This window comes from Haloarcula onubensis (genome assembly GCF_031624605.1).
Lineage (GTDB): Archaea > Halobacteriota > Halobacteria > Halobacteriales > Haloarculaceae > Haloarcula > Haloarcula onubensis.
The window spans coordinates 729933-756330 of record NZ_JAMQOS010000001.1; the positions used below are offsets into that span (position 1 = coordinate 729933).

The window sequence follows — 26398 nt, forward strand, 5'->3', positions numbered from 1 at the left end:
TGAATGTAGGGGCCATGAGTAGTCACCGCTCGATTCTGGTCCACATCTCCAGCGACGACGTCAGCGACTGGCAGATGGCGCTGCGGAACCTCGCGAACCTCGTCAACGACGGCTCCGTCGAGACGCCACCCGAGTTGATGGAGGTCGTCGTCAACGGCCCCGGCGTCCGATTTCTCCTCGAGACCAGTCCCGAGGCCGCGAAAGTATCACAGATGGCCGAGGCCGGCGTGGAGATAACCGCGTGTGCGAACTCGCTCTCCCGCTTCGACCACGCGGAACAGGAACTCGCGACCGGCGTCGGCACCGTCCAGTCCGGGGTCGCCGAGGTCGTGCGCGTCCAGCAGCGGGGCGACACCTACCTGAAACTACCATAGCGCTGCCACCGCCGACTGCTACGTCCGGAAGACAGCCCCGACGAATGGGGTAGCGGGCGTGTTTCCGACCGTACAGCCGGCGGTGTGAGTCGACACGCTTTTTCGCGTCTCCGCTGGAGTCTCCGGTATGACCGACAGAGGGCCACTCGCCGCCGTCTCGCCGCTCGACGGCCGGTACGCCCGATACACGAAGCCGCTCGTCCCGTACGCCAGCGAGCGGGCGCTCATGCGCGCCCGCGTCGAAGTCGAGGTGGAGTATCTTCTCGCGCTCGCGGACCTGGAGGCCACGCCGCTGACGATAGCCGAGGGCCAGCGCGCCACGCTCCGCGCGCTCTACGAGGAGTTCGACGACGAGGACGCGGGCGTCGTCAAGCAACTGGAGACCGAGGGGTACGGCGAGTACTCGGCGACGAACCACGACGTGAAAGCCATCGAGTACTTCATCAGGCTGGGGATGCCCGACGGGCTCGAGGCGGACCACTGGATTCACTTCGGGCTGACAAGCGAGGACGTGAACAACCTCGCCCACCGGCTGCTGGTCAAGCCCGCGGCCGAGGACGTGCTCCTGGCGGAACTGCGCGAGATTCGGGATACGCTCGTCGGGATGGCCCACGACTACGCCGACCTGCCGATGCTGGCCCGGACCCACGGCCAGCCCGCCACACCCACCACGTTCGGCAAGGAGATGGCCGTCTACGCCTCCCGGCTCGGTCGGGCTATCGCCCGCATCGAACGGGCCGCGAACGGGCTCTCGGGCAAACTGGCCGGGGCCTCGGGCACCTACGCGGCCCACCACGCTGCCTACCCCGACGTGGACTGGCCCACCTTCGCCGAGACGTTCGTCGACTCGCTCGGGCTCGACCACGAGCCCCTTACCACGCAGGTCAACCCCTGTGACGACCTCGCGACGCTGTTCGACGCGATTCGCGGCGCGAACAACGTCCTGGTGGACCTGGACCGGGACATGTGGCTCTACGTCTCGGACCGGTATCTTGGCCAGCGGGCCGTCGAGGGCGAGACGGGCTCCTCGACGATGCCCCACAAGGTCAACCCGATAGACTTCGAGAACAGCGAGGGGAACCTCTCGAAGGCCAACTCCGATTTGGTCTTCCTGGGCGATTACGTCACCAACTCCCGGCTCCAGCGGGACCTCTCCGACTCGACGGTCAAGCGCAACATCGGCTCGGCGCTGGCCTACTCGCTTATCGCCTACGGCAAGTGCCAGAACGGCCTCGCGAAGGTCGTCCCCAACGAGCAGGTCATGCGCGAGGACCTCGACGCGACCCCGGAAATCATCGGCGAGGCGGTCCAGACAATCCTCCGCCGCGAGGGCCACGACGACGCCTACGAGCAGGTCAAGAAGGCGACGCGAGGGAAGGACGTGACCATCGCGGACTTCCGCGAGATGTACGAGGGCCTCGACGTGAGCGAGGACGTGCGGGCGGAACTGACGGCGCTGACGCCGGCGGGGTACACCGGTATCGCGGCCGAACTGGCCGAGCACACCGACGCCGCCTGAGCGGGGCTGCTACTCGGCCAGCGGAGCGAGCGTGACGTCCCCCTCGCTGGTGACCGTCACCTCGTAGCCGTCGTACTCGAACGTGGCCTGGCCGGTCGTGTCCTGGAACAGTCGGTCCAGCGCGTCGCCGTCGACCGCCTCGAACAGTTCCGGTTCGACCGCGAGCGGGTCGACGTCTGTCGCGCGAGCGACCGCCGAGACGACCTCGTTCGCCAGCGACACATTACTGGTCATGGTGTAGCTTGTGGGGTACTGCTACGAAACTCTGTCGACTGTGTGCCACTCTGACACAAGAGTGGCCACGGCAGGGAAGCGGATACGAGTGCCCCGCCAGGGGGCCCGTCATTCTCGGACCTGGGTCACAGGTACTGACCCCCGGGCCGTCCGAACACCCCGCCCTCGCTCAGTGCTGCCGTCGAAGCCAGAGCGCACAGGCCACGAGCGCCACGAGGCCCGCGACAGCGTCGAAGCCGGGCCCGTTCCCGCCGGTGGTCGCAGGGGCGGTGCCCGCGGACGCGTCCGTCGCGGGGTCGGTCGCCGTCTCCGTCGCCGTCGCAGTCGACGACGGCGTACTGGGGAGGGCAACGGCGTGGGAGTCGCCGTCGTCGGTGGCGAAGACGCCCACCGTCGCGGGGACGGTCACGTTCGCCTGCACCGTCATCGCCCGCGTGTTCACCGCCGACTCCTCGCGCTCGGTCCAGCCCCCGTCGTAGGTCCACAGCGCCAGCAGTGACTCGTTGACGCCCGCGATGTCGCCGCTCTCGTACTGCATCGAGAGGTCGAGGAAGGCACCCGCGCCCATCGACTCGACGGTGACGTACCGCCCGATAGCGGCCGCGTCGGGGTTGGCCGGCGCGCTCGTGTTCGGGGCGAGAGAGACGTTGTACGCGCCGAAAGAGAGCGTGGTGTTGTCAGCCGACGACGGCCCGATGTCGAGCGATTCGACGGTCGTGCCGGTCGAGGCGGTCGTCACGAGCGTCCAGCGGGCGGTGCCCGCGTCGGTGACGCGCGTGTCGACGAGCGTGTTGCCGTCCGCCGACTCGTTTATCTCGATGCCGACGTAGGCGTTCTCGACGACGGTGCCCCGGAGTTCGTTGTCGTCTGCCGTGCGCAGGCGGATACCGGTCGGGAACGAGACGACCTCCTCGCGGGCGTAGTTCAGGACCGTGTTGTCGACGACGGTGTTGTTCGCCGACCCGGAGACGAAGCGGAGGCCCCCGTTCTCGTTGCTGGCGACGGTGTTCTCCCGGAGCGTGGCCCCGTCTACGTCGTAGAGATTGATGCCGAACCGTTCGTTCTCGCGGGCGTAGTTGTCCGTGACCGTGTGGTTCGCGGAGCGCTGGAGGTTGATGCCGTGGCCGCCGTTGTGGTTCGCGGTGTTTTCCCGGACCGTCACGTTCCGGAGCCGGTTCAGCCGGATGCCGTGGTTCCGGTTCGCGCTCACGTTGTTGCCCACCAGCAGGGAGTGCGAGCCGGCCTGCGAGAAGCTGATACCGTGGCCGCCACAGCCAAACACCGAGTTGTTCCGAAACACGAGGTGGCTGGCCGTCGTCGACACGTCGACACAGCCGTCCGGGTAGCTCGACCGGTATATCTCGTTGTCGGCGAACGTGTTGTGATTCGACCCGCTGGCGAGTCGCACGTTCTCGTTGCCCGAACCGGCTATCGTGCTGGCTTCGACGGTGTTGTTCGACGAGGATTGCAGCAACAGCCCCCGGCGGCCCGCCTGCGTGATGGTGTTCGACGAGAGCGTGTTGTTGTCGGCGTTGCGGTCCATGTAGATACCGTGGTTGTTGACCTGTGAGACGGCGGTATCCGTTATCGTCGTGCCCGTGACGTTTCGCAGCCGGATGCCGTGGTCGCTCCCGACGACGGTCACGTCAGTTATCGACGCGTCGTCGACCCGTTCCATCCGGAGGCCGATTCCGTTACTCCCGAAGTCGTTCCAGACCCAGTTGGTGAGCCGAACGTCGCGTATCGTCACGTTCGACAGTCGGCCAGTCGCGCCGACGTTGACCTCGATGCCGTTGCCGCCCGCGTTCCGGTCGATATCGTTTATCGTGTGCCCCTGCCCGTCGAAGACCACGTCGCTCGCGGTTATCTCGATACAGGTCCCGTCCGTCGAGACGTTCACAGCGAGTCGATAGTGGCCCGACTCGTCGATGACGGTACAGCCGGTAATCGTGGTGGCGTCGGCCTGCTGTGACTGACTGTCGGCGCTCGCGGTCACAGCGGCCGCCGGACTCGTCATCGCTACGACCGAGAGGACCAGCAGCGCCGAGAGCCCGACGCTACGCAGCCCCGAATTAGCACTCATCGCATCGCCACCCGGTCGACGGTCACTACTGACGGCTCGATTCGGCCCCACCCTGATTTGCCACCGAATGTCATACTACGTATTGTCCCTCGGCGTGGGAGTATAAATTAACCCCCTCTCAGTCGGTATCCCCGCCCTTCGACGCTCGATGGCCGGGCTCGGAAGGGCAATCCTCACAACTCTCCGGTCCGTTCGGACGGTAGATGGTTCTTGGTACGGATTCGCGCGTACTGACGCTAGCCTTTGCCCGCATGGCCGACGCGCTCGGGAACTCCTTTCTCATCATCGTGTTGCCGCTGTACATCGCCAGCGGGCAGGTGACACTCTCGGGGGTCGCCGGCGCGGAGATACTGGGCTTCGTCCTGCGAGAGGAGACGCTCATCGGCCTGGTCCTGTCGCTCTTTGGCCTGCTCAACTCCCTGGGCCAGCCCTTCACCGGCCGGCTCTCCGACCGGAGCGGCCGCCGCCGCGTGTTCGTCCTCACGGGACTGGTCCTCTTTGGCATCGGGAGCGCCGCCTACCCGTTCCTGACTTCCTACTGGACGGTGCTGGCCGCCAGGGCGTTCCAGGGCGTCGGCGCCGCCTTTACCATCCCCGCGACCATCGCGCTGGTCAACGACTACGCCGAGAGCGACAGCGAGCGGGGCGGCAACTTCGGCGTGTTCAACACCTTCCGACTCATCGGCTTCGGGTTCGGCCCCATCGTCGCCGGCATCCTCATCACCGGCGGGTTGAGCGCGGAGGGTGTCGTCACGTACACGCTCGGCGGCCTGTCAATCTCGGGGTTCAACGCCGCCTTCGCCGTCGCCGTCGCCGGTGCCATCATCAGCTTCCTCCTCGTCGCGGTCCTCATCGACGACCCGCCGGCCGCAGCGGACGCGGCGAGCAAGGACGTCTCCATCGCCGTGCTGGACCCGGACGGGAGGGGGCTCGACCCGGTCTTCGTGCTGGGTGTCGGCACCTTCCTGATGGCGACGACCATCGCGCTGTTCGCGACGCTCGAGGGCCCGATTCGGATGCGCCTGGACGAGTCGACGTTCATGTTCAGCGTCCAGTTCGCCGCCGTCGTCATCGCGAACGTCCTGTTGCAGGTTCCCATCGGCCGGGCGAGCGACCGGTTCGGTCGTCGGCCGTTCGTCGTCGCCGGCTTCGCCGTGCTCGTCCCGTCGGTGTACGCACAGGGGGTCGTGATGGACCCCTGGCTCATGCTCGCGGCCCGGTTCGTCCAGGGCGTCGCCGTCGCGCTCGTGTTCGCGCCGTCGCTGGCCCTGGCCGGCGACCTCGCCGGCGACCGCGGCTCCGGAACGACGCTCTCGGTGCTGACGATGGCCTTCGGTCTCGGCGTCGCCGCCGGACCGCTCGCCTCCGGCGTCCTCTACAATCTCGGGGGCTTCTCGACGCCCTTTACCGTCGGGTCCGTGCTCGCGATAGCCGCCCTCGGGCTGACCTACTGGCAGGTAGAGGAGACGCTCTCGGTCGGCGAGGAGTCGCCGGCCGCCGCCCCGCAGGACTGAGCGAACGCCACGGCGTTCGCGAGAGTTGCGACGCCTTCCGGGCGTCTCACGGAACTGAACACGGGCGACCGCGAGGGTTAAGTCGGACACAGTCGTATCTTCTGACATGTTCACGAATCGCACGGACGCCGGTGAACAGCTCGCCACCGAGCTCCGTCGGTCGGACTTCGCCGTCGACGTCGTCCTCGGGATTCCACGGGGCGGACTCCCGATAGCCCGCCCCGTCGCCGACGCGCTGGGCGTCCCCCTCGACGTCGTGGTCGCGAGCAAGGTCGGCGCCCCGGGCAACCCCGAACTGGCGGTCGCCGCCGTCGCCGACGACGGGACGACCTGGCGCAACGAGTCGCTCGTGGGCTCGCTCGACCTGACCACCGACTATCTCGAAGACGAAATCGAACACGAGCAGCGGGCCGCCGCCGAGAAGCGCGGCCGTTACCGGGAGGGGCGACCACCGCTGGACCTCGCCGGCAGACACGTCCTCGTCGTCGACGACGGACTCGCGACGGGCGCCACGATGTTCGCCTGCGTCGAGCGGGTCCGGGAGGCAGGGGCCGCCAGCGTCGCCGCCGCGGTACCGGTCGGGTCGCCCCGGACCGTCGACGAACTGCGGCGGCGGGTCGACCACCTCGTCGTCCTGGACCAGCCCCGGAGCTTCAGGGCCGTCGGGCAGTTCTTCCGGGACTTCTCGCAGGTCTCCGACGCGGAGGCGATGGCGCTGCTGGACTGAGCGAGGGTGCCTGAGTGACGTGACCCGCAGCGCGACGGCGCTACTGGAGGAGTCGCGCTATCGTCTCCCGCACCGCGCGGGCGGCCGTCCGGACCTCGGAGAGGCGGACGTACTCGCGTTTCGAGTGGGCGACTGCGCCGACGCCGTCGGCGAGTACGCCGGGCCCGAAGACGACGGTCGGGCCGTGGCTGGCGAAGTACGAGGCCTCCGTCGCGGCCTCGAACGGCCGGACGGTCCCGCCGCTCGCGTCCCGAAGCGTCTGGACCAACTCGGCGTCGGGGTCCGTGGCGAAGGCGTCGGGAAACGGCGTGTCGGGCCGGATGAGCGCCACGTCCAGACTCATCGACTCGGGGAGCCACTGCGAGAGGTGCGCTTCGAGCGCCTCGGGGAACTCGTCGCTGGTCTCGGGCGGCACCGACCGGCGGTCGAACGTGATGGTACACTCGGCGGGCACCTGGTTGGTCGCCTCGCCGCCCTCGACCATCGACGGCGTCAGGATGGGGCGGCCCAGGCTCTCGTGGTCCGCGGGGCCCGCGCTGTCTCGCGGTTCCTCGCCGTCACCGCGAGACCGTTCCGAGGCGCTTTGGGTCTCGCGCTCGTCGTAGCTCCCCATCGCCTGCAGGACGGGCGCGGCCGCCCGAATCGCGTTCAGCCCGCTCTCGGGACTCGCCGCGTGGGCGCTCTCGCCGCGGATGGTGACCGTCCCCTCGAACTGGCCCTTCGCCGCGGTGCAGACGTCCAGCCCCGTCGGCTCCCCCACGATATAGCCGTCGGCGTCGAGGGTCTCGGCGAGGTGGGCGCCGCCGGTTTGCGTGGTCTCCTCGTCGATAGACACCGCGAGAGTCACCGCGCCGTCGGCCGGTTCGACGGTCAGAAACGCGTCGACCAGCGCGGCGAGCGGTCCCTTCGCGTCGCAGGCCCCCCGACCACAGACCACGTCGCCGCGGATGCCACCGCCGGCACCCGTAATCTCCTCGTCACCCGGCGGCTCCTCGCGCCGTTCGTACGGCAGATGCGGCGGCACCGTGTCGATGTGGGTGTTCAGGACGAGATGCGCGCCGTCGGCGGCCGCCGCGGCGTCGGGGTCGGGCGCGCCCGTCGTCGCGACGACGTTGCCGAGGTCGTCGACTGCGGGGTCGGCGCCGGCCCGGTCCAGCGTCGCCACGAGCAGGTCCCGCATCGGCCCCACGTCGTCGGTCGAGTCCGTCTCGACGGCCTCGCGGTGGAAGTCGGTCAGGTCGAAGCCGACGCTCATCGTTCCATGCGGGTCACGTCCGCCAGCGTCTCCCGGTCGCGGACGACACGCGTCTCGCCGCCCTCGATGGCGACCTCCGCGGGCCGTGGCTGGGAGTGGAACTGGTTGGCGAGTTCGTAGCCGTAGGCGCCCGCGTTGCCGATGGCGAGCAGGTCCTCACGCTCCGGGCGGGCGACGGGCCGGTCGGTACAGAACACGTCGGCGCTCGTACAGCAGGGTCCGCCGACCGAGACGGGTTCGGCGTCCCGCTCAGGCGCCGAAACGTTCCGAATGGGGTGGTAGGAGCCGAACATCGCCGGGCGGATGAGCGTCGCCAGCGAGGCGTCGACGCCGACGACGGTCGACGCCGGGGCTTCTTTGATAGTGTTGACCTCGGTCAGGATGAGTTCGGCGTCCGCGACGACGTAACGGCCCGGTTCGAGCTTTATCCGGGCGTCGAGGTCACCGACGGCCTCGCGGACTTTCTCCCCGACGACCGCCATGTCGAGTGGCTCCTCGTCCTCGCGGTAGGGGACGCCGAAGCCGCCGCCGAAGTCGACGAACTCAAGCGGCGTCACGTCCGTCTCGACCTGTCGGCCCATGTCCGCGACCTTCCCGATGGCGCGGCAGTGGTCGTCCAGGTCGTCGTGGAGGACGCCGCTGCCGGCGTGGGCGTGGATGCCCACGAGGTCGAAGCGGTCGGCCACGTCCACCGCCACCTCGGGCACCTGCTCGTAAGGGATACCGAACTTGGCGTCTTTCCCGGTCGCGACCTTCTCGTGGTGGCCGGTCCCGATACCGGGGTTGATGCGGATGGCGACCCGGCCGTCGTAGCCCCGCGACTCCAGGCGGTCGAAGGTGTCGCGGGCGCCGCCGGTGATGGTGACGCCGGGGTTCGCCTCGGCCAGTTCGACCGCGTAGTCGAGGTCCGCGTCCGGCGGGTTCACGGCAGTGTACTGGAGCGTGTTCGGCACCGCCCCGGCCTGGACGGCGCGGTGGAGTTCGCCGGCGGCGGCACACTCGATGTCCGCGCCGGTCTCTACGAGTTTCTCCAGGACGGCGCGGCCGGTGTGGGCCTTCGCGGCGTACATCACGTGGGCATCGGGGAAGGCCGACGCGAACCGCTCGTAGTTCCGTGCGACGCGGTCCAGATCGACGACGTACAGCGGCGTCCCGTGGTCGGCCGCCAGCCGACCGAGGCGGTCGTGGTCCCAGTCCGCGAGGCGACGGACCGGCGGCGAGTCGTGACTCATTAGTCTACACACGGCGACGCCCCGTAACAAGGGTTGCGCTCCGGCGGCCGCTGGGACGGCGCTCGCTCGGTTCCGCGGTATCGTGTGCGGACGGGCGACCACGCCAGACCCTGGGCCGACTGACGGGTCGTCGAGTGGGGGGTCGACGGCTCCGTCATCCGACGACGACCGGCGAGCGGTCCGGTAAGCCCACAGTATCCCGCGAGGCAGTGGTCCTGCGGGTGACTAACTAACAGGCGGCGCCGGCAACCGGCTCTCATGCGAACCGATTCGCGACGCCGCCTCGCCGTCGCGCTCGCCGCCGTGGTGGTCCTGGCCGGCACCGCGGGCGTCGCCGCGGCCCAGTCCTTCCAGGGGGCCGCGGAGACCGTCGTCGTCGGTCCTGACGAGACCTACGACAGCATCGAGGGCATCGCGGGAACGGTCGTCGTCAGGGGAACCGTGACGGGGGACGTCTCGGCGGCCGCCGGCACCGTCCACGTCGCGGAGGGCGGCACCGTCCAGGGCGACGTCGAGGCCGCCGCCGGCACCGTCACCATCGACGGGGCCGTCGGCGGCGACGTCGACACGGCCGGGAGCACCGTCACCGTCGGCGAGACGGGCAGTATCGCGGGCGACCTCACCGCCGGGGCGACCTACCTCGCCATCGACGGGACCGTCGACGGCGACCTCACCGCCGGGGCCGAGCGCATCGTCCTCGGCCCCGAGGCGTCTGTCGGCGGCACGGTCCGCTACGACGCGGAGACGTTCTCCAGGGCCCCCGGTGCGGCCGTCGGCGGCAGCGTCGTGCAGGACGAATCGCTCGGGCAACCGGCCGGCCCCGACCTTCGGATTCCCGGCTGGCTCGGTGCGCTGTACGGCCTGCTGGCGAACCTCCTGCTCGGCGTCCTCCTGCTGGCCGTCTTCCCGGCGTTCTCCAGCCGGGTCGCCGACGGCGTCGTCGAACGGCCGCTGCGGTCCTCCGGGGTCGGCCTGGCGACGCTGCTCGTCGTGCCGGTGGTGCTCGTCGTGCTGCTGGTCACCATCGTCGGCATCCCCCTCTCGCTGGTCGGCGCCGTCGCCTTCGCGGTCACGGTGTGGGTCGCCGTCGTCTACGGGCAGTACGCGCTCGGCGCGTGGGCCCTCTCGTTTGCCGGCCGGGAGAACCGCTGGCTCGCCCTGGTCCTCGGCGTCGTCGGTGTCACCGTCCTGGGCGCGGTGCCGGTGCTTGGCGCTTTGCTCGACATCGCGGTACTCCTGCTTGGCCTCGGCGCGCTCGTCCTCGCGCTCCGTGGCGCCTACGACAGCCGCCGCGGGGAGGGGACACGGGGCGGTCGCCAGGCGACCCTCGAGGAGGCGACTGGCGACACCACCGCGGCCTGACCACCCAAACCTATTTTTGCTCTAACAGTAGACTCTCCACCACGAACGGAGTGGCCCAGAACTGTCATGCAACCGGAGGTCCCGCGACGCCCGCCGCTGGAGATAGTCAAGCAGGGGAGCCTCTGGGTCGTCGAGGACTACCGCAAGGGGTCACGGAACGGCGAGACCCACGCCACCCACGACTCCCAGCTCTCCGCGTTGCGCTACGCGAAATCGAAGATGGAGGCCGACCGCCGTCCGTGTCTCGTCCGCTGGGACTCCCCGCGCAGCGTCGGCGCGCTCTACTGGAACCCGCTGTTCGAGCAGCTCACCGTCGAGCGCGACGACCTGGTCGGCGGGTGGACCGTCGTCCCGGACGCGGGGACCTGTGCGATGACGGTCGCTCCCTCCCGCGAGGAGGCCGCCGACCGCGCCACGAAGCTCCAGCGGCTCTACGATTTCAAGCGTCTCCGGGTCTACGACGGCCGCGGCGAGGAGTACGAGGAGCGGGACCACCGCTTCCTCCGGCACGACATCACCCGCTCTGGCGTGCGGTTCGACCCCGACGCGGTCGCCGAGGTCCCCGAGCCGGAGGAACCCGACGAACCGGAGCCCGGGACGGCGGGCGGAGCGTCACCCGAGGAGCCGGCCGGCCCGTCGGACGTGGGCACGGTCGGCCCGGCGAGCCCCGGACAGCTCGGTGCCTCCGTCCCCGACGTGACCCAGGTCGAGTTCACCGACACCGACGGCGCCGTCCATCGCTACTCGACGCCGTGGCACGGCGGCACCGACGCCCAGATTGTCACGGTCTCCCGGAAGTACGCGACCGACGACGGCGTCCCGGAGGCGTTCGCCGAGGCGTTCGAGCGCTGGCAGGCCCACGACGGGGCACCCCACGTCGCCACGATACACGAGTCCGGCACCGACCCGACCTCCTGGGTCGCCTACCGCGTCGGCGCGCACACGCTCGCGGACGTCGGGACGGAACTGCCGGCCCGCACGCGCGTCGACGTGCTCGGCGACGTCGCCGACGCGGCCGCCGCCGTCGGCGGGGCGTCGACGCCGCTGTGCGGGCTGGTCCCCGAGAACGTCCACCTCCTGGAAGCCGGCGGCGACCGTCGGGCGACGGTCGCCAACTGGGGTATCGAGTGGGCCGTGCGCGACGCGGTCGGCCTGGCCCACGACGGCCCCTTCCTCGCGCCCGAACAGCGCGAGGGGCGCCTGACGGCGACGACCGACGTCTACCAGACCGGTGCCGTCGCCTACTGGCTGCTCTGTGAGCGGCGGCCGCCGGCGTCCGCCTCTCAGCCGGGGGATATCCCGCGGCCGATACAGGGCGTCTCCTCGCGGGTCAAACCTCACCTCGCCCGGGCGCTCGCGGCCGACCCCGACGAGCGCCAGCACTCCGTCGCGGCGCTCTATCGGTCGCTCGCCGAGGCCGTGTAGCGAGGTGTTTCGCCGAGGGCGTCTCGGGTATCGAGCGGAGACACGAGGGGTCCCGCCGCTCGCGGCTCGCTTCACGGGTCACTTCGGTCCCCGTTCCGCATCGAGGGCCGTGCTGTGCACGCCCCTCGCTTCGCTCACCGCTGCGCTTTTCCGAGACGCCTCGCGTCGCTCGCCGTCTCGCTAGTCTCTCAGTGCGTCCTCTCGCTCCGTCGCCTCCAGCGTCTCCTCCTCGACGTCGGTCGCGACGACGGCGGGCTTGTAGGCGCCGCCGGGGATGAGGTCGTGCTCGCCGACGGAGGAGTCGACGAAGCGCTGGAAGGCCCGTCGCTCGGGCGGCAGTTCGCCGTAGAGAACTTCCTCCTCGACGAGGTCGTAGACGGGGATGCGCGGGGTCAACAGCGTGTTCTCGCCGACGATGGAGCCCTCGCCGACGACGAAACCGCTGGTGACGCGACAGCCCGCGCCCAGCGCCACGTCGTCCTCGACGATGACGGGGGCGCTCTCGACCGGTTCGAGGACGCCGCCGATGAGCGTGTTCGCGCCCAGTTTGACGTTCTCGCCGATCTGGGCACAGGAGCCGACGGTGTCACAGGAGTCGACGAGCGTGCCGTCGCCGACGTGGGCGCCGATGTTGACGAAGGAGGGCGACATCATGATGCAGTCCTCGCCCAGGTAGGCGCCGCGGCGGATCGTCGTGCCGTCCGGCGTGTTGCGGGTGCCCCGCTCGCCGAGGTCACCGGTGTCACGCAGCGGGAGCACGTCGTGGTAGGTGACGCCGCCGTAGTCGCGTTCGTAGGTCTCTCGGAACGCGAAGTTCAGCAGGATGCCCCGCTTGACCCACTCGTTTACCTCCCACTCGCCGTCGACTTTCTCGGCGGCCCGCACGTCGCCGTTCTCCAGGGCGGTGAGGAAGTCGTCGAGCGTGTCGAGTTGCGGGGGCTCGATGTCCTCGACGGTCGCGCCCTGTTCGTACGCTGTCCAGAGGTCGCCGACGTTGCGCTCCAGGTCTTGTCCGAGCATACGCGCCGTTTCCGCGTCCTGACGTATAGCGACTCTGGAATCGGGTGGGGCACGCGGCTACGCGCGGTCGACCAACGGAGAACAGTTGGTGGGTTGGACGTCTGTTCAGTCGGCGCCCTGGCCGGGGATGTAGCCACAGTCTGCACAGTGCGTGACTGTCGGGGCCGGTTCGAACTCCCCCGCGCAGTGCGGGCATCTGGATGCGGGCCGTCGGTGTGTTGTGACCATACCAGAAGCTGTTGCGCGAGTGGGTATAAGGGTATGCGTTAAATTCAGAAATTTGTATTAGGTCGTATTAGGCCACTCAGGCGCCGTCCACGACCTCGCCGAAGTCGTACTGCCCCGCGTCCCGGCCGGCGAGCCAGGCCGCGGCGTCGAGGGCGCCGGCGGCGAAGACGGCGCGGTCCTCTGCGTGGTGGGACAGCGAGACGACTTCGTCGTTGCCCGCGAGGATGAGTTCGTGCTCGCCGCGGATGTCGCCCGCGCGGCGGGCGAAGACGCCGATTTCGTCCTCGGCCCGGGGGGCGTGGCCCTCGCGCCCGTAGACGGGTTCCACGTCGCGCTCCGACTGGACGACTTCCAGCAGGGTCTTGGCCGTGCCCGAGGGCGCGTCGACCTTCCCGTTGTGGTGGCTCTCCATCAGTTCGAGGTCGTAGCCGTCGAGCGCGCGGACGGCCTCGCGGACGGTGCGCTGGAGCACCTGGATGCCCCGCGAGAAGTTCGTCGCTTTCAGCAGCGGAATCGACGTGCTGGCGGCGACGAGGTCTTCCATCCCGTCCTCGTCGAAGCCGGTCGTTCCCACGACGAGTCCGGCGTCGGCCTCGACGCAGGCCGCTGCGAGCGGGAGCGTCGACGCCGGGACGGAGAAGTCCACGACGACGTCCACGTCGTACTCCGCGAGCGCGTCGGCCACGTCCTCGGCGACGACCGGGACGCCGTCGACCTCGCCGGTCTCGACGTCGAAGCCGACGACGGCCGCAAGGTCGTCGCGGTCGGCCGCCGTCTCGATGACCGTCTGTCCCATGCGCCCCGCCGCACCGTTGACGGCAATCCGTGTCATCGCTCTACCTCCGCGTAGGCGTCCTCTAAGTCCTCCGTTTCGAGGTCGGCGAGCACGTCCCGAAGGTCGTCGAGATGTTCGTCGGCGAGTCGGGACAGCGGCGAGCGGAGGTGTGCCGGGCCGTAGCCCCGAATCCGCATGGCCTCCTTGACCGGGATGGGGTTGGTCTCGACGAACAGCGCGCGAAAGAGCGGGCCGAGTTCGTGGTGGAGGGCACGCGCCCGCTCGAAGTCGCCCGAGAGCCCCGCGCCGACCATCGCGCAGGTGCGTTCGGGCTCGACGTTGGCCGAGACGGAGATACAGCCAGCCGCGCCGACCGACAGCATCGGCAGGGTCATCCCGTCGTCTCCCGAGAGCACCGCGAAGTCCTCGTCGCGCGTGCGCTCGATGATTTCGGATATCTGGTTCATGTCGCCGCTCGCGGCCTTGTACGCCTGGATGTTCTCGTGAGCGGCGAGGGAAACGGCGGTGTCTGGCTCGATGTTCTGGCCGGTCCGCGAGGGGACGTTGTAGACGATTTGCGGGCAGTCCACCGCGTCGGCGATGGTCTCGTAGTGGTCGACCAGCCCGCGCTGTTCGGGCTTGTTGTAGTACGGCGAAATCAGGAGGAGGGCATCGGCGCCGGCGTCGGCCGCCCGGCGGGACAGCGAGAGCGCCTCGCGGGTGTTGTTGCTCCCGGTCCCGGCGATGACGGGGACGTCGTCGACGGCGTCGATGACCGCCTCGACGACCTCGATGTGTTCGTCGTGGGTCATCGTCGCCGACTCGCCCGTCGAACCGGCGGGAACCAGCCCGTCGACGCCGGCGGCCTCCAGTCGCTGGGCGTCTCGCCGTAGTGTCTCGAAGTCGATACTGCGCTCGTCGTCGTCGTGGAACGGCGTACACATCGCGGGATAGACGCCGTGGAAGTCCAGTGCTGTCATTGCTGAGTGGTGTGGTGTCGCTGTGGGATTAGTCGTCCGGTTGACCTCGGTCAGAGAAGCGACCCGCGACGGGTGTGCCACGCCCGCCGGGAGTCGACGACCCGCGACGGGTTCGCCGCGCCCGCCGAGAGCCAGAAATCACCGCTTGCGCTTGCGTTTCGGGACGACGCCGTCGCCGCTGGATACCGGACGTACCGTCGCGCAGCGTCGTCGCATACCTGATTGGCCGTCCGTGAGGGACTTAGCATTTTTGCTCTCCGACGACCCCGAAAACCTATCCGGGTCCGGGTGAGAAATCCCCGTATGACTGTATCACATCCGGGACAGCGCGTGGCCGTCCTGGCCGACGCGCAGAACCTCTATCACACGGCCCGGAGCCTCTACTCGCGGAACATCGACTACTCGGAACTGCTCGAAGCGGCCGTCGACGGCCGCGAACTCACTCGCGCCATCGCCTACGTCATCCGCGCCGACTCGCCGGAAGAGGAGACTTTCTTCGAGGCGCTCGTCGACATCGGTTTCGAGACTCGCATCAAGGAGATAAAGACGTTCCAGGACGGCTCCCAGAAGGCCGACTGGGACGTGGGGATGAGCTTAGACGCCGTCACACTGGCGAAACACAACGACGCTATCGTCCTCTGTACCGGCGACGGCGACTTCGCCCGGGTCTGTCGCTACGTCCGCCACGAGGGGTGTCGCATCGAGGCGATGGGGTTCGAGGAGTCGTCGTCGGAGGACCTCAAGTCGGCCGTCGACGGGTTCGAGGACCTCAGTAGCGACCCGGACACGTTCCTGCTGTAGCGGTCGCTCACCGGGACGGCGCGGACGAGCAGAAAGACCCGGTGTTCAGACCGCGCGACCCTCTTCGGAGGTGCCCAGCAGCAGCGACCCCGCGGCCAGTCCCAGCGCCGCGACGGCGCCCAGGACGCCCGCGATAGTCGCCGAGAGACCGATGTCGAAGGGGCCCGACGCCAGAATCAGCACCGAACTGACGACCAGTAACGCGGCGCCCGCATACACCTTCCGCTTGTCTGTAGCCATTGTAGCCGGTCATAGCGGGCCATCGGGTATAAATTTCCCCAAACGTGGCCGCAATTTTGCGAGGGAGTCTCACGCACACCATCCGCCGTCGGACCGAAAACGGGTTACCCGCACGGCCGCCACCACCGCCAATGAGCGACAGCGAGTTCCGTGGCCTCCGTCGCGGCGCCGACTACCAGTTCGGCCGCGGTGCCGGCGCCGCCCTGTTCCCGGCCGAGTCCGCCGTCGAGGTCACCCACACGAGTTCCGGGCGGCCACGCCAGGTCCACGCCGACGACGGCCGCATCGCCACCTACGCGACCGACGGCCGCTTCGTCCTGGGGCTGGCCGGCGGCCGACGGCTGCTCGCGGGCTTCGACGCCCCCGCCCACCGCGTCGTCGTCGGCGACGAGAGCGAGCCGTTCGTCCGCGAGGGCCGCAACGCCTTCGCGAAGTTCGTCCAGCGGGCCGACCCGTCGATTCGGCCCGGCGACGAGACGCTCGTGGTCCACGAGACCGGCGACCTGCTGGCCGTCGGTCGCGCCGAACTCCCCGGCGACGGGATGGCCGACTTCGAGACCGGGATGGCCGTGAAAGTGCGGCAGGGAACGGACAGCTGACCGACGCGATGCACCGCCGCCATGTTCTGAGCGCCGTCGCGCTCTCGACGGCCGCGCTGGCCGGCTGTGGGGGTGAATCGACGGACAGGGTCACGCCCGACCCCGACGACCCGGTGCTGTTCGTCGTCACCAACCAGCAAAGCGCAAGCGCCACCGTCCAGTTGACCCTCGCGCTCGACGACGGCCCGACCGTCCTCGACGAGTCGGTGACCCTCGACGCCGGTGGCACGCGGGAGTTCGACCCCGGCATCGACCGGCCGGGCACGTACGAACTCCGGGCGGCCGTCGAGGACGGCCTCTCGAGGACGATTACGCTCAACATCCAGCCCGCGGACATCCGCGACGGCTCGAACCACGAGGTCATCCTGCGGGACAACGGCGTGCAGGTGACCTGGGAGGAGTAGCTACTCGTAGGCGTCGGCGAACGCCTGCTCCCGCCACAACAGTTCCTCGACGCCGTGGTCCAGCAACGCCTCGCCCAGCGCCGTCGCCCGGTAGTACGAGTACAGCCCCTCGCTCGTGGGCTCGTTGCGCTTTCGATTCTCGACCAGGCCCACGTCGACCAGCGTATCGAGATGGTGATGGAGCGTGTTCCCGGGGAGGTCGAGCGCCTCCCGAAGCTCCTTGGCGCTCATCGCGCCGTCGCGTTTGAGCCGGTAGAGGACGCGGAACCGCGTCTCGTTGCCGACGGCCCGCTGCATCGCCATGTACTCCTCGAAGGTGAGGATACTCCGTTCGGGGAGGAGGTCGGCCGGCTCGGCCGGCCCCGTCTCCTCTCTCGTGCTGGTGCCCATCCTGTTCGTACCTCTAGTGCCGACCGATATAACGATTGCTGAGTCAGTCGATACTGAGTATCGCCTTGTTTTATTTACTGTCCCGGTGTGGCCTCGGTATGCGCGCCCGCATCACGTCCTCGCTCGGGGCTGTTCCCTACAGTGACTTCCTCGTCTACCTGATGGGACCGTACACGACGTTCGACGTGGCCGACCTCGTGCCCGACGGCGTCGACCCGGGGGAAGTCTCCCTGCCGGCCGCGTCGACCGCCGAGGACGACCTCGACGCGATGATGGGGACGCTCCGCTCGGTACAGGGGTCCTTGCGGACCGACCCCGGCGTCAATGCCTTTCTCGCGGTCGACCCGGAGATTCCGCTGGACGAGGTGGACGCCGCGAGCCAGAGCATCGCGTTCGCCCGCGCGAGCAACGCGACCCTGTTCGTCGTCCCCGCGATGGGCGACAAACTCGGCGTCGGGATGGAAGTGGGGTCGGTGCTCGAAGACTTAGACGAGCAGGGCCGCGAACGGGTCATGTTCGCCCACGAGGACGCCGTCTCCAGCGCGATGATACGGGCCATCAGCCAGCGCTGGGACGCCCGGGTCGTCAGCTACGACACCGAGGCCGCACTGCTGGACGAAATCAGACAGTTCGTCGCGGACCTGATGAACCGGGAACTGTACGGCGACCTGCCGCGGAAGACGACCGGATAGAGCGACCCGGTGGGCTTTTTTATCCAGAACGCGCAGCCACGGACATGTTTGGAGGAGGCGGCGGGATGAATCCGCGAAAGATGAAACAGATGATGGAGCAGATGGGCATCGATATGGAGGATATCGACGCCGAGGAAGTGATTATCCGGACCCCCGACGAGGAGCTGGTGTTCACGGACGCGGACGTCCAGTTGATGGAGGCCCAGGGCCAGAAGACCTACCAGGTCGTCGGCGACCCGGAGACACGCGAACGCGGCGAGAGCGGGGCGGCCGACGACGCCGGCGACGCGGACGAGTCGGGCGACGACACCGTGGTCGACGCGGACGACGTCGAAATCGTGGCGATGCGGACCGGCGTCGACGAGGAGACGGCGCGGGAAGCCCTCGAGGCCAACGACGGCGACCTCGCGGACGCGGTCGACGAACTGGAGTAGCGTGTACCTGTTCGTCCACGAGGACCGCGAGCACCTGCTCGAACCCGGCGAGCGGTTCGAGTCCGACCTCGGCATCCTGGAGGTGCCCGCGGACGTGGCGCCCGGCGACGTCGTCGAGACGCATCTGGGCAACGGCTTCACGGTCCGACGGCTGCGCGGGCCGGACCTCTTTGCCCACCTGGAACGCACCGGCGCGCCGATGATGCCCCGCGACGTGGGCCTCGTGGTCGGCAAGACCGGCGTCGCCGCCGGCGACCGCGTGCTCGACGCGGGCACCGGGACCGGCATCCTCAGCGCTTACATGGGCCGGATGGGCGCCGACGTGGTGACCTACGAAATCGACCCCGACTTCGCCGACGTGGCCCGTGACAACATGGCCATCGCGGGCGTCGCGGACGCCGTCGAGGTCAGGACCGGCGACGTGACCGACGACCTGGACGAACTGTCGGGCTTCGACGTGGTGACGCTCGACACCGAGGACGCCCCGACCGTCGTCGAGCGGGCGCCGACGCTGCTCGCTCGCGGCGGCTCGCTGGCGGTGTACTCCCCGTTCGTCGAGAACACCCGGGAGGCCGTCGCCGCGGCCCGCGAGGTGGGCCTTTCCGACATCGAGACGCTGGATACGATTCAGCGCGAGATGGACTTCGACGACCGTGGCTCCCGCCCCTCGACCGGCGGCGTCGGCCACACCGGGTATCTGACGTTCGCGAGACGGCCGTAGCGAGGAATCGAGCGAAGCGAGATTCCTCGAACACGACGCGGGGAGCGAAGCGACCCGCGGAGCCGTAGAGCGGCGGCGCCACACAGCAGTTTCCGCGAGCCGTGGTTTCAAGCCCCAGTGACGCCTAGTGGACGGTGTATGAGCGACGTTCCCGACGAGACGACGACGTGGCCCGAACTCGCTATCGGGTTGTACGACCGATTGACAGGCCGGAACGCGGAGATAACGTACGAGTTCGAGGACATGGAGGTCGACGTCCCCAGCACCACGGGCGAGGACCCCGAGTACGCCTACTGGCGCATCGACGGCACGCTCACCGTCAAGGCCCGCGAGAAGGAGTGACGACGACAACGCGACGACACGACGAGGCGCCCGAGACCCTCGCGGAGCTACTGGACGACCTCGAAGGGCGGCCCTCGCTGTCGGTCGAGGCCGACCTCGACGTCGACCTGGACGGCCACCGGGCGAGCGTCGTGGGGTACGACGACCTCGTGGCGCTGGACCTGCCCTCCGTGCCCGCCGCCGTCTCGCTGTACCGGAACCGCCCCGTCGACCCGATGGACGCCGCGGCGCTGCTCTCCTCTATCGGGCTGACCGCCGAACTCCGGGTCCGCGGCGTCCCGGTCGCCCGCATCGGCGACGAGGCCGTCCCCGGCGCCCTCGCCCGCCGGCTCGGGCTGGGACCGGTCGAACTGGTCCCCGAGGGCGCGGTGCTGGCGCTCACCCGACGGCGCGGATGAGGTCGAGCAGCTCTTCGCGGTACGCCGTCGCCGAACGGGTCAGGGGGTCGTCGGGGTCGTCGACGCGCAGAAGCTCCCCGACCGGTCGGTCCGGGTAGGCGCCCGCGGCGATGCGGAAGCCGTCGGCGTGCCAGACGCCCACCCAGCCGGTTATCGACAGCGTCGCTCCGGCCCTTGCCAGCGGTAGCTCGGCCGTGTAGCTCCGCAGGTGCAGTCTGTCACCGCCGTCGGTCCGCGCCCGCTCCCGGCGCCCCCGCGAGACGCGTTCGAACCCCCGTTCGCGCAACTCGTCGGCGAAGGCCGACTGGGCCTCTGACCGGACCGTCGGCAGTATCATCTTCGGGCCGATGCCGGGCGCCAGCGGCGGCCGGAAGGTAAGCGCCGTCGCGAAGAAGAAGCGCCACTGCCGGTCGACGCCCGACGCGGCCTCGGCGGCCGCTCGCGTTCGCACGTCGTCGTAGAGCCTGGTCGCGCCCGTGACCGCCGCCGACCGCAACTGGAAGACGGTCTCGACGTACTCGTCGGTCAGTTCCCAGCCACCGCGGCGCAACCGCGTCTCGGGGACGACCGGGACGGCGGCGTCGGGAGACACTAGCCTAGTGGTCGTCCTCCCGCCACTTGTGCTCGCACTCGGTGCAGGTGAAAAAGCGGGTCTCGGACTCGTCGGCGGCCCGAATCTGTTTCATCTCGTAGAACGCCCGGTCGTTGCCACACTCCGGACAGCGGGCGCCCGTCGTCGGGCCCATGTCCTCCACGTCGACCTCCGAGGTGTCGACCACTTCGGAGGACTCCTGCCCCTGGGTCGTGACCGCCTTCTTGTCCGCTTCGGGGTTGCGCGATTTCTCGTACTCACAGCTCCCGCAAATCCACATATCACCCTCTGTCTTCATCATCGAACCGCATTCGTCGCAGAATTCCATTGGTGTACGCAGTATGCCGCCGGTCTGTGTTAAACGCCCGGGTTCCGAGTCGTAGCCGGCGGTGTCCGCGGGGACTATGGCGACACGAAAATGACCGTACACAGCCAGAGAGCCCCCGGACGCTTCGCGTCTCCAGGGACTTCCTGGCTGTAGTAAGACTGGTCGTTGGCAGTTGCTGGCGGTCAGTTCTCGCTGTGAGCAGTCGCAGTTCTACGAAAGAAGGGCGCTACAGCGGTCTATCCGTTGTCGACCCAGGCGGAACAGGCGTCCATGTCATCCAGAGTCTCCTCGTGGAACGTGCAGTAGGGGGCGACGTCGTCGCCGTCCATCACGTACTGGAAGTGCCGGCAGTTGCCACAGTAGCTGTCGGGCTCGCCGCGGTGGACCGCCGTCTCGGTGATGGGGTCCCGGCCCGTGGCGGCCGTGGTGCCGCCGTCCGTGGTCGGGCTGGCTTCCGGGCCGGCGGTGGCCAGTTTCGGGTCGAGTTCGTGTTCGGAGGGGCCCCGCGGGGCAGCGGGTTCGGGCTGTCGGGGCGTGGACTGAGCAGTGCCGGTGTCTGCTTGCCGGGCGTCAGTGTCGGCCTGTCCGGCGCTGGCGTCGGCGCTTCGGGTGGCTCCGCCGTCGCTGGTGGTCGCCCCGCGGTTGGTCTGGGTCTCGACGTCGCCGTCGGGGTCCCGGCCGAGGAAGCCGATGCCGCCCAGGCCGGGCATCGAGCGGGACTCCTCGACGAGTTTGATACTGCCTTCCTCGGTGACCTCCATTCGGGCGCTCCCGCCGGGGTCGTTTCGGGTCTTGAACGTCGCCAGGGCGGCGAACAGACACCAGAACGTCGTCAGCACGCCGGCGAAGTAGACGGTGCTGGCCGAAAGCGCGAGCAGCGGGGCGTCGGCCATCCAGCTGTAGGGGTAGATATGCTGGAACGCGGCTACGCCGACCAGCGCGACGCCGGCGCCGCCGCCCGCGGCCAGCCGGGTTCGCGGGCCGGCCGGGAGCACGGCGAAGATGCCGAGCACGACCGCCGGCAGCCCGATACCGGCGACGATGCCGGCGACCTCCCGGGCCGCGTAGTCACCCAGTCCCAGCGTCGCCCCGACGCCGGTGGTCGCCAGCGCGATGGCGCCGACGAGCCCCGCCGCCCCGGTCAGGAACAACCCGGTCCCAACGAGTTGCTGGCGCCGCGTCGCCACGCGGCCGACCTCCCCCTCGTACACGTCCGTCAGACTGGTCATAGCGGTACTAGGACGGCGTTCCTCAAAACTACCCGTCAGACGAGCGCATGACGGGCGTGCGCGCAGGCGAGCGGGCCACGCCATTCCGAAAGCACTAATCGGGCCGGCAGACTGGGTTCGGGTATGAGCGACGAGGACAGCGAGGCAGAGCCGGCCGTCGAACTCGGCGAGGGGCCCGACGTGGAGGGCGCCCCGCTCTCGCGAGTGACCGCGCGGCTCACGTGGGGTATCGAACACAGCACCGTCGTCGACCGCGAGGGCGACACGACCATCCGGACGCCCGACGGCCCACGGGAACTGTCCGCGGTGTTAGAAGACATCGAGGCGACGTACTTCGCGGACCGACACGAGTTCGAGGCGGCGGTGCGGGACGTCATCGGCACCGGGCCGGTCCCGACGGAGTAACTGTTCTACAGCCGGGACCGTTCACCGCATCGACTCTAACGCGGTGACCGTATCGGAGATGAGCCACGCCTCGTCGTTCTCGGGTGATTCGATGCTGAGCGCGCAGAACGAGTCCGACCCGTCGTCGACCGTGATGTGGTAGGCCTCGCTCTGTAGCTCGGCACTCGGGGGCGTATCTGCTGGCTGTGAGGGCACGTTCTGGGGTCACAGGCTCGGACGGTTAAACCAGTCGATTCGGTAGGTAGCAGCCCCGAGACCGTGAATTAAACCGTCGAACCGACCGACGGCGACGGGGTGGTGTCGGCTACTCTCCGCCCGCGGTCTGTCCGTCGTCTGAGTCCGCCCGACCCCGGCGCTTCCAGAGCAGATAGCCGGCGGCGACCAGCGGGACGACGAGCAACGTCGCCATGAGCAGTAGGATGACGAGCAGTTCGACGCCGCCGGGGAGACCGGGGAACAACAGTGGGAGGGACACGGAGCGCGATTGCCACGCGACGCTGGTAAAGTTATCCGAAGTCCGAGAGCTGTGACTGCAGTCCCGCCACGAGTTCGGACTTGCGCCGGAGCGCGCCCATCGGCACCGGCAACTGGTCCGCGACCGCGTTCAGCGTCTCCCCGAACGTCTGGCCGACGCCGGGTTCGCCCTCGAAGGCGTTGCGGACGCCCTCGCGGACCTGCCAGACGCCCACGGGCGCCCAGTAGTCGTCGGTAATCTCCCGCAACACGAGACACTTCGCCTGGCGACCCCGTTCCTGGAGGTGTTCGAGCGCGCCCAGTCGGGCGGCGTAGTACGCGCCGGCGGTCTCCTCGACGTAACTGGTACGGCCCTCGTACCCCTCGTAGGCGCTGGACATGTAGTAGCCCGTCTCGGGTCGCGGGTTCCAGACGCTCTGGGGCGCTTTCATCTCGACGAGTTCGAACTCCCACCGTCCCGGCGACAGCAAGACCCAGTAGCGGTTGCCCATGTACTCGTTGTACCAGAGTTCGGGCTTGTCGATGGTGTCGCTGTTCCGGGTCGTCCCGCGGAGGTACTGCCCGACGGTGTCGTCGACGGCGGTGATGGACCACCGCGTCGGGACGAGCGACCGCTCGCTGGCCTGGCCGAGCGCGCCCGCCGAGAGGATGGTGTTGATGTCGTAGACGTCGAACCCCCGACGGTACAGATATGTCATCGCGCCCTGGGCCTGCCAGTCGTCGTCCGAGAGAGTCTTCTCGACGGGCTTCGGGACGTGGGGGTTCTCCGTGAGGTCGGCGCCGGTCGCCGTCGCCCGCGGCCCGGTCGGCGTCCCCACGTCGTCGAAGGCCACGTCGAGGTCCGGTTTCCCGTCCAGTCCGACCTCCACGTCGACCGGGTGGTCGGCGATAGCGACCTCGCGCTGCACGCCGACAAAGCCCTCCCACACGTCGTAGGCGTTGCCGGTCCGACTCCCGCGCCGACCGCCGGTCTGGACCGAATCGACGGGGGTCTGGCGGGTCGAGTTGAGCATCCCGGTCCGTCGCTGGAGCACGTCCTCGATACCCAGCCCCTCGCTGTACCAGTCGCTGCTGGTGGCGTACCCCTCGGCGGCGGCGTCGCGGTCGACCGGCGAGAGCAGCCCCGTCGAGACGTTCGGGTAGCCCGAGCGGCCGACGAAGATTTCCGGCGCCGTCGAGCCAAAGAGGGCGTCGCCCGAGAGTGCCTCCTCGAACTGCCGCTCGACGTCTTCGAGGTGGTCGGTGATGGCGTAGGACTTCTCGGCCGCGAGGCGGCGCTTCTCCGCGGCCTCGTCGCGCTCGAACCCCTCGATGAACTCGTCGAGTCGCATCTATCGCCGGTTGGCCCCTGGTAGATAAGAAGGTGTCCCTGCCGAGAGTGGGCAACTATTAGGTGCCTCGACTGAGTAACAACGGGTGATATTAATCATGGTAAACATCACGAAGTGGTCCGGTCTCGTCGCGACCGTCGCTAGCCTCGTCGTCATCGTCCTGCCCGCGTTCTTCCGAGTGACCCACTCACAGGCCCTGACGAGCCTGCTTGTGGGCGAAGTCGCCGCCATCGCGCTCGCTCACTCCACGTACCGGGCGTCCTCGGGGAAGCAGGCGGTGCCGCTGTCTATCGCCGCGTCGGTGGTCGCTGGACTCCTCCTCCTGGTGTCGCCGGTCCTGCTGTCCCCGTTCGACCCGTTCCTGACGCTGATGCTCGGTACCAGTCTCGTCGTGCTGCTCGGCGCCGTCCTGTCGGGCGTCGACCGCGTCCGCGGCGGCGAGGCGGGCCGACAGACCGGTGCCCAGCGCCTCGCGGGGAACTGACGGGGCGGACCAGCACGCCTTTTAGGGCTGCCCGGACTCCCTCCGCGTATGCCCGTTATCGAGTGTGACCCCGACGCGGCCCGCGAGCGACTCGCCGCGGCCGGCGTCACCGTCGCGGACGGCAACACCGACCACGAGCGCTGGCGCGCCGACTACGGCGGCGCGACCGCCGTCGCCTACGACGACAAAGTGGTCGTCCAGGGGAGCGACACCGCGCGGCTGGAAGCGCTGTTGCGCGGGGACGACGGCGGCCGGGTCCACGTCTACTTCGACGGGGCGTCGCGTGGCAACCCCGGCCCGGCGTCGGTCGGCTACGTGCTGGTCGACGACGGCGGTATCGTGACCGAGGGCGGCGAGACCATCGGGAGGGCGACCAACAACCAGGCCGAGTACGCCGCGCTCGTCAGAGCCCTGGAGGTCGCCACCGACTACGGCTTCGACGAGGCCCACATCCGCGGCGACTCGGAACTCATCGTCAAGCAGGTCCGCGGGGAGTGGTCGACGAACGACCCCGAACTCCGAGAGCAGCGGGTCCGTGTCCGGGAACTCCTGATGGCGTTCGAGACCTGGCAACTGGAGCACGTACCGCGAGAGATAAACGACCGCGCCGACCAACTAGCAAACGACGCGTTAGACGATGCCTGACCTCCCAGTTGACACGCAAGACGAGGTGGAACGACTCACGCGACTGGCCCGCCAGGCGGTCGACGAGGGCGCGGCGGCCGCCTACCGGGACCGGCGAGCGGCCCTGCTCGCCGACCACGGCTACGAGGCACGCATCCGCGAGGAGGACACGGGTGACGTACTGGTCTGTTACCCGTCCGAGTGGGTCGATGACGGCGTCATCCAGCCTGACATGGTCGACGACACGGACCGCGGCGTCGAGATTCGGCTCTCGGGGCCCGGAGACCCCGACGCGTGGGACGACGTCGACGCCGAGAACCGCGCGGTCGTCGAGCGCGTACGGGCCGAGGACGGCGACGTCCACGGCGCGACGGCGCGGGCCCTCGCGGACTTCATGGGGAACCACTACGCCAAGCCAATCGCCGAGGCGACGCCCGAAGAACTGGCCGAGTTCCGTGAGGAGTATTTCCCGCGCAACGCCTGGCCGACCGAGCAACAGCGCGCGCTGCTGGACGACTCTGTGGAGCTGACGGTCAAAAAAGCCGAACGCCGTTCGTAGGAACCGCTTACGCCTGGCCGTCGACGAGGTCGTGGAGTTCGTCGGCACGGTCGCCGCCGGTGACGAACTTCGAGAACTCCCAGCCCAGTTGGTCGAGGACCGCCTCTTTACCCGCCTCGGTCAGCGAATACTGGTTGGTTCGCTTGTCCAGTTCGGACTTCTCGACCAGCCCCATCTCGACGAGGTCGTCGAGGTTGGGGTAGAGTCGACCGTGGTTGACTTCGTCGCTGTAGTAGGACTCTAGTTCTCGCTTGATAGCCAGCCCGTACCGCGGCTCTTCGGCGAGGATGACGAGGATGTTCTGCTGGAACGCGGTCAGGTCTTTTGCAACGCCAGGACTGCTCGCTACCGATTGTGCCTCTGACATGGTTAGCCAAATGTCATCAAGCTATTTAACACTTGTTAACTCCGGCATTCGTTCCGGTAATATCAGCGGATGGTAGCCGATATTTCGGAACCTAGCAATTGTCACCGACTCGGTCAATCGGGGTCTCGGGAGGCCGATTACGCCGGTTCGCACACCGGAAGTAAACACCTCCTAACGTGTCGGACGACGCTTGTCGCAGTCTCGGTAGTCAGCCGACAAGTAGTTTATGTTCGTCGCTGTCGTTTTCATTACGAAA

At 68.7% G+C, this 26398-nt stretch carries 35 protein-coding genes; 18 read left to right on the forward strand and 17 right to left on the reverse strand.

The genetic code is table 11. The features are described 5' to 3' along the window. Positions 1 to 14 precede the first annotated feature (14 nt). Positions 15 to 374 carry a DsrE family protein gene (locus NDI86_RS03720; protein WP_310899051.1) on the forward strand — a complete coding sequence of 120 codons (360 nt, stop codon included), beginning with the start codon at positions 15 to 17 and terminating at the stop codon, positions 372 to 374. A 127-nt stretch (positions 375 to 501) separates the two neighbouring features. Beyond that, the gene (purB, locus tag NDI86_RS03725; RefSeq protein ID WP_310899052.1) at positions 502 to 1893 is read left to right on the forward strand and encodes an adenylosuccinate lyase; all 1392 of its coding nucleotides are present in this window, start codon (positions 502 to 504) and stop codon (positions 1891 to 1893) included. Positions 1894 to 1902: 9 nt separating this feature from the next. Here purB and NDI86_RS03730 read toward each other — a convergent pair whose 3' ends face one another. Both NDI86_RS03730 and NDI86_RS03735 read right to left on the reverse strand, forming a co-directional pair. Further along, on the reverse strand, positions 1903 to 2127 hold the full coding sequence (locus NDI86_RS03730) for a HalOD1 output domain-containing protein (protein ID WP_310899053.1): 225 nt from the start codon (positions 2125 to 2127) through the stop codon (positions 1903 to 1905). A 169-nt stretch (positions 2128 to 2296) separates the two neighbouring features. Further along, positions 2297 to 4210 (reverse strand): right-handed parallel beta-helix repeat-containing protein, encoded by a 1914-nt coding sequence (locus NDI86_RS03735; protein WP_310899054.1) that lies wholly within the window; start codon positions 4208 to 4210, stop codon positions 2297 to 2299. Between the two features lie 203 nt (positions 4211 to 4413). Here NDI86_RS03735 and NDI86_RS03740 point away from each other — a divergent pair, with 203 nt between their 5' ends. Beyond that, positions 4414 to 5724, forward strand: a complete 1311-nt coding sequence (locus tag NDI86_RS03740) for an MFS transporter (RefSeq protein WP_310899055.1) — start codon at positions 4414 to 4416, stop codon at positions 5722 to 5724. A gap of 106 nt (positions 5725 to 5830) precedes the next feature. Further along, the gene (locus NDI86_RS03745) at positions 5831 to 6451 is read left to right on the forward strand and encodes a phosphoribosyltransferase (RefSeq protein ID WP_310899056.1); all 621 of its coding nucleotides are present in this window, start codon (positions 5831 to 5833) and stop codon (positions 6449 to 6451) included. 40 nt (positions 6452 to 6491) lie between these two features. Here the strand turns inward: NDI86_RS03745 and NDI86_RS03750 are convergent, their stop codons facing one another. Together NDI86_RS03750 and lysA are read right to left on the reverse strand one after the other, a co-directional pair. Continuing rightward, a complete protein-coding gene (locus NDI86_RS03750; protein ID WP_310899057.1) occupies positions 6492 to 7706 on the reverse strand; it encodes a M20 family metallopeptidase in 1215 nt (404 codons plus the stop codon). Further along, complete coding sequence (gene lysA / locus NDI86_RS03755) at positions 7703 to 8938, reverse strand: diaminopimelate decarboxylase (protein WP_310899058.1); 1236 nt, start codon at positions 8936 to 8938, stop codon at positions 7703 to 7705. Before lysA ends, NDI86_RS03750 begins: the two co-directional genes overlap by 4 nt. A gap of 258 nt (positions 8939 to 9196) precedes the next feature. Between lysA and NDI86_RS03760 the strand changes: the two genes are divergently transcribed. After that, positions 9197 to 10300, forward strand: a complete 1104-nt coding sequence (locus NDI86_RS03760) for a bactofilin family protein (protein WP_310899059.1) — start codon at positions 9197 to 9199, stop codon at positions 10298 to 10300. Positions 10301 to 10366: 66 nt separating this feature from the next. Beyond that, a complete protein-coding gene (locus tag NDI86_RS03765; protein ID WP_310899060.1) occupies positions 10367 to 11725 on the forward strand; it encodes a protein kinase family protein in 1359 nt (452 codons plus the stop codon). 180 nt (positions 11726 to 11905) lie between these two features. Here the strand turns inward: NDI86_RS03765 and NDI86_RS03770 are convergent, their stop codons facing one another. The 4 genes from NDI86_RS03770 to dapA all read right to left on the reverse strand — a co-directional run bounded on the left by NDI86_RS03770 (position 11906) and on the right by dapA (position 14728). Then, positions 11906 to 12745 carry a 2,3,4,5-tetrahydropyridine-2,6-dicarboxylate N-succinyltransferase gene (locus NDI86_RS03770; RefSeq protein ID WP_310899061.1) on the reverse strand — a complete coding sequence of 280 codons (840 nt, stop codon included), beginning with the start codon at positions 12743 to 12745 and terminating at the stop codon, positions 11906 to 11908. A 105-nt stretch (positions 12746 to 12850) separates the two neighbouring features. Next, complete coding sequence (locus NDI86_RS03775; protein ID WP_310899062.1) at positions 12851 to 12973, reverse strand: hypothetical protein; 123 nt, start codon at positions 12971 to 12973, stop codon at positions 12851 to 12853. A 76-nt stretch (positions 12974 to 13049) separates the two neighbouring features. Then, the gene (dapB, locus tag NDI86_RS03780) at positions 13050 to 13805 is read right to left on the reverse strand and encodes a 4-hydroxy-tetrahydrodipicolinate reductase (protein WP_310899063.1); all 756 of its coding nucleotides are present in this window, start codon (positions 13803 to 13805) and stop codon (positions 13050 to 13052) included. After that, on the reverse strand, positions 13802 to 14728 hold the full coding sequence (dapA, locus tag NDI86_RS03785; RefSeq protein ID WP_310899064.1) for a 4-hydroxy-tetrahydrodipicolinate synthase: 927 nt from the start codon (positions 14726 to 14728) through the stop codon (positions 13802 to 13804). Before dapA ends, dapB begins: the two co-directional genes overlap by 4 nt. 303 nt (positions 14729 to 15031) lie before the next feature. Here dapA and NDI86_RS03790 point away from each other — a divergent pair, with 303 nt between their 5' ends. Next, on the forward strand, positions 15032 to 15529 hold the full coding sequence (locus tag NDI86_RS03790; RefSeq protein ID WP_310899065.1) for a LabA-like NYN domain-containing protein: 498 nt from the start codon (positions 15032 to 15034) through the stop codon (positions 15527 to 15529). Between the two features lie 45 nt (positions 15530 to 15574). Here the strand turns inward: NDI86_RS03790 and NDI86_RS03795 are convergent, their stop codons facing one another. After that, complete coding sequence (locus NDI86_RS03795) at positions 15575 to 15769, reverse strand: DUF8178 family membrane protein (protein ID WP_310899066.1); 195 nt, start codon at positions 15767 to 15769, stop codon at positions 15575 to 15577. A gap of 131 nt (positions 15770 to 15900) precedes the next feature. Here NDI86_RS03795 and NDI86_RS03800 point away from each other — a divergent pair, with 131 nt between their 5' ends. Further along, the gene (locus tag NDI86_RS03800; protein WP_310899067.1) at positions 15901 to 16368 is read left to right on the forward strand and encodes a PUA domain-containing protein; all 468 of its coding nucleotides are present in this window, start codon (positions 15901 to 15903) and stop codon (positions 16366 to 16368) included. An 8-nt stretch (positions 16369 to 16376) separates the two neighbouring features. After that, entirely contained in the window at positions 16377 to 16772 is a 396-nt protein-coding gene (locus tag NDI86_RS03805) for an Ig-like domain-containing protein (protein WP_310899068.1), read from the forward strand. On the opposite strand, the gene NDI86_RS03810 is transcribed toward NDI86_RS03805, so the two are convergent. After that, a complete protein-coding gene (locus tag NDI86_RS03810; protein ID WP_310899069.1) occupies positions 16773 to 17162 on the reverse strand; it encodes an ArsR/SmtB family transcription factor in 390 nt (129 codons plus the stop codon). 98 nt (positions 17163 to 17260) lie between these two features. On the opposite strand from NDI86_RS03810, the gene NDI86_RS03815 reads away from it, so the two are divergent. The 5 genes from NDI86_RS03815 to NDI86_RS03835 all read left to right on the forward strand — a co-directional run bounded on the left by NDI86_RS03815 (position 17261) and on the right by NDI86_RS03835 (position 19749). Next, a complete protein-coding gene (locus NDI86_RS03815; RefSeq protein WP_310899070.1) occupies positions 17261 to 17854 on the forward strand; it encodes a DUF7509 family protein in 594 nt (197 codons plus the stop codon). Between the two features lie 44 nt (positions 17855 to 17898). Further along, positions 17899 to 18288 (forward strand): nascent polypeptide-associated complex protein, encoded by a 390-nt coding sequence (locus NDI86_RS03820; RefSeq protein ID WP_310899071.1) that lies wholly within the window; start codon positions 17899 to 17901, stop codon positions 18286 to 18288. A 1-nt stretch (position 18289) separates the two neighbouring features. Beyond that, entirely contained in the window at positions 18290 to 19009 is a 720-nt protein-coding gene (locus tag NDI86_RS03825; RefSeq protein ID WP_310899072.1) for a methyltransferase domain-containing protein, read from the forward strand. A gap of 138 nt (positions 19010 to 19147) precedes the next feature. Then, positions 19148 to 19351, forward strand: coding sequence for a hypothetical protein (locus tag NDI86_RS03830; RefSeq protein ID WP_310899073.1), 204 nt, complete (start codon positions 19148 to 19150; stop codon positions 19349 to 19351). After that, positions 19348 to 19749 carry a hypothetical protein gene (locus NDI86_RS03835; RefSeq protein WP_310899074.1) on the forward strand — a complete coding sequence of 134 codons (402 nt, stop codon included), beginning with the start codon at positions 19348 to 19350 and terminating at the stop codon, positions 19747 to 19749. The genes NDI86_RS03830 and NDI86_RS03835 overlap by 4 nt, the downstream gene beginning before the upstream one ends. Here the strand turns inward: NDI86_RS03835 and NDI86_RS03840 are convergent. The 3 genes from NDI86_RS03840 to NDI86_RS03850 form a co-directional block, all read right to left on the reverse strand. After that, complete coding sequence (locus tag NDI86_RS03840) at positions 19730 to 20341, reverse strand: DUF6517 family protein (protein WP_310899075.1); 612 nt, start codon at positions 20339 to 20341, stop codon at positions 19730 to 19732. The two genes, NDI86_RS03835 and NDI86_RS03840, sit on opposite strands and share 20 nt — an antisense overlap. 4 nt (positions 20342 to 20345) lie before the next feature. Further along, on the reverse strand, positions 20346 to 20669 hold the full coding sequence (locus NDI86_RS03845) for a transcription factor S (RefSeq protein WP_310899076.1): 324 nt from the start codon (positions 20667 to 20669) through the stop codon (positions 20346 to 20348). A 236-nt stretch (positions 20670 to 20905) separates the two neighbouring features. Further along, complete coding sequence (locus tag NDI86_RS03850) at positions 20906 to 21898, reverse strand: cell division protein CdpA domain-containing protein (RefSeq protein WP_310899077.1); 993 nt, start codon at positions 21896 to 21898, stop codon at positions 20906 to 20908. Positions 21899 to 22021: 123 nt separating this feature from the next. Here NDI86_RS03850 and NDI86_RS03855 point away from each other — a divergent pair, with 123 nt between their 5' ends. Further along, positions 22022 to 22303: a DUF5789 family protein gene (locus tag NDI86_RS03855; RefSeq protein ID WP_310899078.1), complete on the forward strand. Its 282-nt coding sequence runs from the start codon at positions 22022 to 22024 to the stop codon at positions 22301 to 22303. Between the two features lie 21 nt (positions 22304 to 22324). On the opposite strand, the gene NDI86_RS03860 is transcribed toward NDI86_RS03855, so the two are convergent. From NDI86_RS03860 to nreA, 3 genes are all read right to left on the reverse strand, one after another. After that, positions 22325 to 22498: a hypothetical protein gene (locus tag NDI86_RS03860; protein WP_310899079.1), complete on the reverse strand. Its 174-nt coding sequence runs from the start codon at positions 22496 to 22498 to the stop codon at positions 22325 to 22327. Between the two features lie 109 nt (positions 22499 to 22607). Next, complete coding sequence (locus NDI86_RS03865; protein WP_310899080.1) at positions 22608 to 22778, reverse strand: hypothetical protein; 171 nt, start codon at positions 22776 to 22778, stop codon at positions 22608 to 22610. A 31-nt stretch (positions 22779 to 22809) separates the two neighbouring features. Further along, positions 22810 to 24108 (reverse strand): DNA repair protein NreA, encoded by a 1299-nt coding sequence (gene nreA / locus NDI86_RS03870; RefSeq protein WP_310899081.1) that lies wholly within the window; start codon positions 24106 to 24108, stop codon positions 22810 to 22812. 97 nt (positions 24109 to 24205) lie between these two features. On the opposite strand from nreA, the gene NDI86_RS03875 reads away from it, so the two are divergent. Genes NDI86_RS03875 through NDI86_RS03885 form a run of 3 tightly spaced genes read left to right on the forward strand, consistent with a single transcriptional unit; the run spans position 24206 to position 25775 of the window. Next, positions 24206 to 24592 (forward strand): hypothetical protein, encoded by a 387-nt coding sequence (locus NDI86_RS03875; protein WP_310899082.1) that lies wholly within the window; start codon positions 24206 to 24208, stop codon positions 24590 to 24592. A gap of 48 nt (positions 24593 to 24640) precedes the next feature. Further along, positions 24641 to 25237: a ribonuclease HI gene (rnhA, locus tag NDI86_RS03880; RefSeq protein WP_310899083.1), complete on the forward strand. Its 597-nt coding sequence runs from the start codon at positions 24641 to 24643 to the stop codon at positions 25235 to 25237. Beyond that, positions 25230 to 25775: a DUF7108 family protein gene (locus NDI86_RS03885; protein WP_310899084.1), complete on the forward strand. Its 546-nt coding sequence runs from the start codon at positions 25230 to 25232 to the stop codon at positions 25773 to 25775. Before rnhA ends, NDI86_RS03885 begins: the two co-directional genes overlap by 8 nt. A 7-nt stretch (positions 25776 to 25782) precedes the next feature. Here NDI86_RS03885 and NDI86_RS03890 read toward each other — a convergent pair whose 3' ends face one another. After that, positions 25783 to 26142, reverse strand: coding sequence for a PadR family transcriptional regulator (locus NDI86_RS03890; protein WP_310899085.1), 360 nt, complete (start codon positions 26140 to 26142; stop codon positions 25783 to 25785). Between the last annotated feature and the right edge of the window lie 256 nt (positions 26143 to 26398).